6 protein-coding genes are annotated in these 6,836 nt (G+C 63.5%); all 6 read left to right on the top strand.

What is annotated here, in order from left to right:
* Positions 1–1,080 (top strand): carboxylesterase/lipase family protein (locus A2J02_RS06790; protein ID WP_068048408.1); only part of this gene is annotated, 1,080 nt, incomplete at its 5' end.
* A 208-nt stretch (positions 1,081–1,288) separates the two neighbouring features.
* Positions 1,289–2,803, top strand: coding sequence for an ATP-dependent DNA ligase (locus A2J02_RS06785; RefSeq protein ID WP_068048404.1), 1,515 nt, complete (start codon positions 1,289–1,291; stop codon positions 2,801–2,803).
* Positions 2,804–2,907: 104 nt separating this feature from the next.
* Complete coding sequence (locus A2J02_RS06780) at positions 2,908–3,747, top strand: nitrilase-related carbon-nitrogen hydrolase (protein ID WP_197477958.1); 840 nt, start codon at positions 2,908–2,910, stop codon at positions 3,745–3,747.
* A complete protein-coding gene (gene hydA / locus A2J02_RS06775; RefSeq protein WP_068048398.1) occupies positions 3,747–5,168 on the top strand; it encodes a dihydropyrimidinase in 1,422 nt (473 codons plus the stop codon). The genes A2J02_RS06780 and hydA overlap by 1 nt, the downstream gene beginning before the upstream one ends.
* A 3-nt stretch (positions 5,169–5,171) precedes the next feature.
* On the top strand, positions 5,172–6,203 hold the full coding sequence (locus tag A2J02_RS06770) for a TIGR03842 family LLM class F420-dependent oxidoreductase (protein ID WP_068048397.1): 1,032 nt from the start codon (positions 5,172–5,174) through the stop codon (positions 6,201–6,203).
* Positions 6,200–6,836 (top strand): ABC transporter permease (locus A2J02_RS06765; protein WP_068048392.1); only part of this gene is annotated, 637 nt, incomplete at its 3' end. The genes A2J02_RS06770 and A2J02_RS06765, both read left to right, overlap by 4 nt.

Genomic DNA, 6,836 nt, shown 5'->3' with positions numbered 1-6,836 from the left:
CACACGTTCGAGACCAATTTGGGGCTGCGAGATCAGATTGCCGCACTGCAGTGGGTCCGCGAGTGCATCTCTGCGTTCGGCGGCGATCCCGATCAGGTGACGGTGTTCGGTGAATCCTCCGGGGGAGCGTCGGTCACCACGTTGATGACTTCTCCCAAGGCCGAGGGGCTGTTCCAGCGCGCGATCGTGCAGAGCGCGCCTGCGACCTCGGTGTACGGCCCCGACCGCGGAGCCGCGGTGGCGTCGAGATTCCTCGAGTTGGTGGGCGTCGACCGGGAAGACATCGGCGAATTGTTCGACATGCATTTCACCCGGCTGGTCACCGCCGGCGACACGCTCTGTTACGAGATCCCGACGACAGTTCCTGGGACACTTGGTCTTTCGCCGGTCGTCGACGGCGATATCGTTCCGCGTTATCCCGTGGCTGCCTTTCAGAAGGGGCTCTCGCACAAGATCCCGTTGATCATCGGCACCAACCACGACGAGCCCTCGATCTTCCGATTCATGAAGTCTCCGTTGATGCCGATCACCTCGGACACCGTCTCCGAGATGTTCCGCGCCATCGCGCACGACCACGCGGATCTGCCGGCCTATCGTGTCGCCGAAATCATGGCAGCGTATCCGGACCGAGACAAACCCGCTGGAGCACAAGCCATTTCGCGGGACGCAGGATTTCTCATGCCCAGTCTGTGGATCGCCGACGCGCACAGCAGGCATTCGCCGACATGGATGTACCGATTCGATCATGCGACGCCGATGCTCAAGGCCGCACGGGTGGGAGCGGGACATGCGACCGAGCTGCCGTACGTCTTCGGCAATTTCGGAACTCTCAACCGAGACCCCACCTTCTGGCTCGGTGGCCGAAAGCCCGCAATGGCGGTGTCCGCGCGGATGCAGAGACGCTGGCTCGCTTTCGCGCGGTACGGTGTTCCCGCCGCGCTGGATGCGTCCAAGCATTGGGCTCCGTACACCGAGAAGACGCGCTGGACGCTGGTGATCGATGCATCCGACACTCTCGTCGACGACCCAGACGGCGACATGCGCGCGGCGTGGGGCGACCGCGTTCTCGGGTTCAGCTGACACGTCATCCATGCAACGGAGTCGTTCCGCAGGCTCCACTCCTGCGCGTTCTGTCGCACGGACGTGGCTGACATGAATCGAACGTAACAGCAAGAACAGTGGTCGCTCGAGTCACACCGGTAACAATTGGATGTCAGCGCGCGGGAGTGGAGCCTGCGGAATGACCTGATCAGGCGGGTCTGTCGGTGGGGGCGGTTATGTTCGTTGTGTGTTGATGTCGAGGATCGTCGAAACGTCCCGTGCAGTGTCGGCGACGCGTTCGCGCAAGATCAAGATCGGGCAGATCGCTGCCCTGCTCGCCGAGGCCGAGACCGACGACATCGAGCCCGCTGTGTCGTGGCTGTCGGGAGAATTGCCGCAGGGGCGGATAGGAGTCGGCTGGCGCACCCTGGCCGATCTCGACGTGGCGGCCGCTGCCGACTCGACGCTGACGGTTGCCGAGGTGGACGAGGCGATATCTTCGGTCGCGGCGACGTCGGGAGCCGGTTCTGCTGCGCGGCGGGTAGCGATACTGACCGACCTGTTCTCCCGCAGCACAGCCGAGGAGCGTCGGTTTCTGATCCGGCTCGTCACCGGCGAGCTGCGTCAGGGCGCGCTCGAAGGAATCATGGTCGACGCTGTTGCCGCGGCCACGAACCTGCCGCAGGCACCGGTGCGTCGCGCATTCATGCTCTCGGGTCGTTTGACTGCGACGGCCATTGCCGCCATCAGCGGTGGCGTCGACGCGTTGGATGCATTCCGGCTCGAGGTCGGTCGCCCGGTCCGGCCGATGCTTGCCTCTCCCGCAGAGTCTCTACACGCTGCCTGGGAACAGTTGTCCGGCGACCTCACCGTGGAATACAAGCTCGACGGTGCGCGAATTCAGGTGCACCGCTCCGGAACCGACGTGAGCATCTACACGCGAACCCTGCGCGACATCACTGCAAGTGTGCCCGAGCTGGTGGAACTGGTTCTCGAGCTGCCGTGCGATTCGGTGGTCCTGGACGGGGAGACCCTCGCGCTCGAAGACAGCGGACGGCCGAGACCGTTCCAGGAAACGATGAGTCGGTTCGGTGCCGAGAGTGCACACGAGCTGCTGCTGCAGCCCTACTTCTTCGACTGCCTGCACCTCGACGGCGTGGACCTGCTCGATGCCCCGCTGGAGCAGCGCCTGGCCGCACTGGACCGGGTAGCGCCAGGGCACCGAATTCCCAGTGCCGTTCGGCCCGATGCGGACGCAGCAGCGGCCCACTTCGACGCTGCACTCGACGCCGGGCACGAAGGGGTCATGCTCAAAGCGCTCGGTGCGCCGTACGCCGCGGGCCGCCGCGGAAAGAGCTGGCAGAAGGTCAAACCCGAACACACGCTCGACCTCGTCGTCCTCGGAGCCGAGTGGGGATACGGGCGCCGCACCGGCTACCTGTCCAATCTGCATCTCGGAGCTCGCGATCCCGACGGCGGTGAGCCGATCATGGTCGGTAAGACCTTCAAGGGCCTGACCGACGTTCTGTTGCAGTGGCAGACCGAGGAATTCCCGAAACACGAGCGCGAACGCGACGAGCACACGGTGTACCTGCGTCCCGAACTGATCGTCGAGATCGAACTCGACGGTGTGCAGGTCAGCCCGCGCTACCCGGGCGGCGTGGCCCTGCGATTCGCGCGAGTACTGCGGTATCGCCCCGACAAGGACCTCGCCACCGCGGACTCCATCGACGCCGTGCGCGCACTCCTTCCACACTCGTGAAAACAGTCCCGACGATTAATACATACGAAACCGGCCGAACGACCCCGTAACACGGCGCAAAATATTCTCGAGGGTGCAAGCCAGCGAGAGATGGAGTGCCAATGATGTCCACAGTTCGAGCTGCTCTGGTCCAAAGCAAGTGGACCGGTGACAAAGAATCGATGATCGCGGCACACGAGGGGTTTGCTCGGTCCGCCGCCGAGCAGGGCGCGAAAGTCGTCTGCTTCCAAGAACTTTTCTACGGTCCGTACTTCTGCCAATTGCAGGACGCGAAATTCTACGAATATGCCGAATCGGTACCTGGGCCTACCGTCGACCGTTTCGCCGCGTTGGCCAAAGAACTCGGTATCGTGATGATTCTGCCCGTGTACGAGCAGGAACAGCCCGGACTTCTGTACAACACCGCTGCCGTGGTGGACGCCGACGGAACCTATCTCGGCAAGTATCGAAAACACCACATCCCCCACGTGAACGGATTCTGGGAGAAGTTCTACTTTCGCCCCGGCAATCTGGGGTGGCCGGTGTTCGACACCGCGGTCGGGCGTATCGGTGTCTACATCTGCTACGACAGGCATTTTCCGGAAGGTTGGCGGGCGCTCGGTCTTGCCGGTGCCGAAATCGTCTTCAATCCGTCGGCCACCTCGCGTGGATTGTCGAACTATCTGTGGAAGCTCGAACAGCCCGCGTCGGCCGTCGCCAACGAGTACTACGTGGGCGCGATCAATCGAGTCGGAATCGAATCCGAATACGGTGACGACGACTTCTACGGGACCAGCTATTTCGTGGACCCCGAAGGCAAATTCGTCGGCGAAGTGGCGTCGGATACGGAACCCGAAATAATCGTGCGTGACCTCGACATGGACCTGCTCAAGGTGGTACGCGACCGGTGGGCCTTCTATCGTGACCGCAGGCCCGACGCATACGGACCGCTGGTGCAACCCTGATGGCCACCACCTTCGTGCACGGCGGAACCGTGGTATCCACCACCGGCGCACAGGCATTGGATGTGCTCATCGACGGTGAGAGCATCGTGGCCGTGCTGGCACCAGGATCGGTCTCCCTGGCCGCCGACCTGAAGACCTCGGCGGACGTCGTCGTCGACGCGACCGGCAAATACGTCATTCCCGGTGGGGTCGACGGACACACGCACATGGAGATGCCGTTCGGCGGTACGTTCGCCTCCGACACCTTCGAAACCGGAACGCGCGCAGCCGCTTGGGGCGGCACGACGACGATCGTGGACTTCGCGATTCAGACACCCGGTCAGCGCGTCCAGGACACTTTCGCGCAATGGCACGACAAGGCCGCGGGGCAATGCGCCGTCGATTACGGCTTCCATCAGATCATCGGCGATGTCACCGACGATTCGCTGAAAGCCATGAGCGAGTTGGTATCCGAGGGCGTCACCAGCTTCAAACTCTTCATGGCCTATCCGGGTGTGTTCTACTCCGACGACGGCAAGATCCTGCGCGCCATGCAGTCCGCCGCCGAAACGGGTGCACTGCTGATGATGCACGCGGAGAACGGCATCGCGATCGATGTACTCGTTGCTCAATCGATCGCGCGTGGAGACACGGCCCCGTACTTCCACGGCACGTCACGGCCGTGGCAGCTCGAGGAGGAGGCGACGCATCGAGCGATCATGCTCGCTCACGTCACCGGCGCACCGCTCTACGTCGTACACGTCTCGGCCAAGCAGGCCCTGGAACAGATTGCGCAGGCCCGTGGCAACGGGCAGAACGTGTTTGCCGAGACGTGTCCTCAGTACCTCTATCTGTCTCTCGAAGAACAACTTGGTGCACCGGGCTTCGAGGGTGCCAAGTGGGTCTGCTCGACGCCACTGCGGTCGCGAGCCGAGGGGCATCAGGACGAGTTGTGGCGGTACCTCCGCACCGGTGACGTATCGACCGTCAGTACCGATCACTGCCCGTTCTGTATGAAGGACCAGAAGGAGATGGGTATCGGCGATTTCTCCAAGATTCCCAACGGGATCGGTTCGGTGGAACACCGCATCGATCTGATGTTCCAGGGCGTCAAGAGCGGCAAGATCACGCTGGAGAAATGGGTCGACGTCTGCTGCACCACTCCGGCCAGGATGTTCGGGATGTATCCGAGGAAAGGCGTCATCACCCCGGGTGCCGACGCTGACATCGTGATCTACGACCCGAACGGACACACCAGCATCGGCGTCGACAAGACCCACCACATGAACATGGACTACTCGGCGTACGAAGGTTTCGAGATCGACGGTCACGTCGATACCGTGATCTCGCGAGGCCGGATCATCGTCGACGCTGGATCCTATTCCGGCACTGCGGGACACGGCCGATTCGTCCGACGCGACCTGTCTCAGAATCTGATCTGAGCCATGGACATCGGGGTAGTGCTCCAGTGCAATCCGCCGGCGTCCCGTGTGGTCGACCTGGCCAGACAGGCCGAGACACATGGTTTCTCGCACGTGTGGACATTCGATTCGCACCTGCTGTGGCAGGAACCGTACGTCATCTACAGCCAAATTCTGGCCGCGACGAGACGGGTGACCGTCGGCCCGATGGTCACCAATCCCGCCACCCGTGACTGGACGGTGACGGCATCGACGTTCGCGACGCTCAACGACATGTTCGGCAATCGGACCGTCTGCGGCATCGGCCGCGGTGATTCGGCGGTCCGTGCCCTCGGCGGCAAGCCGACAACCCTTGCAACGCTGCGGGAATCGATAGAGGTGATCCGAAGCCTGGCCAACGGTCGGAGCGCCCGGGTCGGTGAGACGACGGTGCAGTTCCCGTGGGCGGAGCGGTCCCGGCTCGAGGTATGGGTTGCGGCGTACGGGCCCAAAGCCCTCGAGCTCACCGGACAGGTGGCGGACGGGTTCATTCTGCAGCTGGCCGATCCCGATATCGCGGCCTGGACGATCGGTCGGGTCCGCGCTGCGGCCGAGCAAGCGGGTCGCGACCCGGACTCGATCTCGATCTGCGTTGCAGCTCCCGCCTACGTCACCGACGGTACCGACGCAGGGCTCGAACACGCCCGAGATCAGTGTCGTTGGTTCGGCGGGATGGTCGGCAACCACGTCGCCGATATCGTCTCGCGATACGGCGGCGATGGCGGTGGTGTTCCGCAGGCTCTCACCGACTACATCGCAGCGCGCACAGGGTACGACTACAACGAGCACGGTCGAGCAGGAAACTCGCACGCAGAATTCGTTCCGAACGAAGTGATCGACAGGTTCTGCCTACTGGGCACTCCGGCCGATCACATCGCCAAGCTGAAAGAGCTGGAAACACTCGGCGTCGACCAGTTCTCGGTGTACCTGCAGCACGACGCCAAGGCCGCGACACTCGAGGCATACGGAGAGAGCATCATTCCGCAGATCCGCCCGAGCGTGACGGCAACGTCGTGACGAGTCTGCTCGATCGGGCTGCGGTGGTGGCACCCACTCCCGCCGGTGCGAATCGAGGAGTGCGGCGTCCGGTGATGGCAGTGGTGGCTGTCGGCTCGTTGCTGGCGGTCTGGGAGCTGGTGAAAGTGCTCGTCCCCGAGAACGGGGTGAGTGTCGCCGGAGTGCGGGTGCTGCCGCGCACCGACGACGGTGCACTACCGCACGTGTGGTCGGTGTTGGCGGCGCTGACCGAGCCCGAGGTGAACGTCGCCGGTGCTCGCAGTGTCGGTGCCGCGATCGTGTCCAGTGGCCTGTTCACGTTCGGGCTCGCCGTACTCGGGTTCGCGCTGGGGACGGTGGTCGGGCTGTTGCTCGCCGTGACGATGCAACGGTTCGTGTGGGTCGAGCGGTCCGTGTTGCCGTATGTGATCGTCTCGCAGACGGTTCCGCTGATCGCGTTGGCACCGCTCGTCGCGGGCTGGGGCGGGAAGATCGCCATCGGCGGTTACGCCTGGCAGCCGTGGATGAGCATCACCGTCATCGCGTCGTATCTCGCATTCTTCCCGGTGGCGGTGGGAATGCTGCGCGGCCTGCGTGCACCCGATCGGGCAGCACTCGATCTGATGCACAGTTACGCGGCCGGATGGTGGAGCA

It is taken from the genome of Rhodococcus sp. EPR-147 (genome assembly GCF_001647185.1).
Classification (GTDB): Bacteria; Actinomycetota; Actinomycetes; order Mycobacteriales; family Mycobacteriaceae; genus Rhodococcoides.
This window is presented reverse-complemented; position numbering and strand designations above follow the sequence as displayed.

Bases quoted from the DNA above. Each gene is read 5' to 3' on its own strand.
- hydA (WP_068048398.1), top strand. From the start codon at position 3,747: ATGGCCACCACCTTCGTGCACGGCGGAACCGTGGTATCCACCACCGGC.
- A2J02_RS06770 (WP_068048397.1), top strand. From the start codon at position 5,172: ATGGACATCGGGGTAGTGCTCCAGTGCAATCCGCCGGCGTCCCGTGTG.
- A2J02_RS06780 (WP_197477958.1), top strand. From the start codon at position 2,908: ATGTCCACAGTTCGAGCTGCTCTGGTCCAAAGCAAGTGGACCGGTGAC.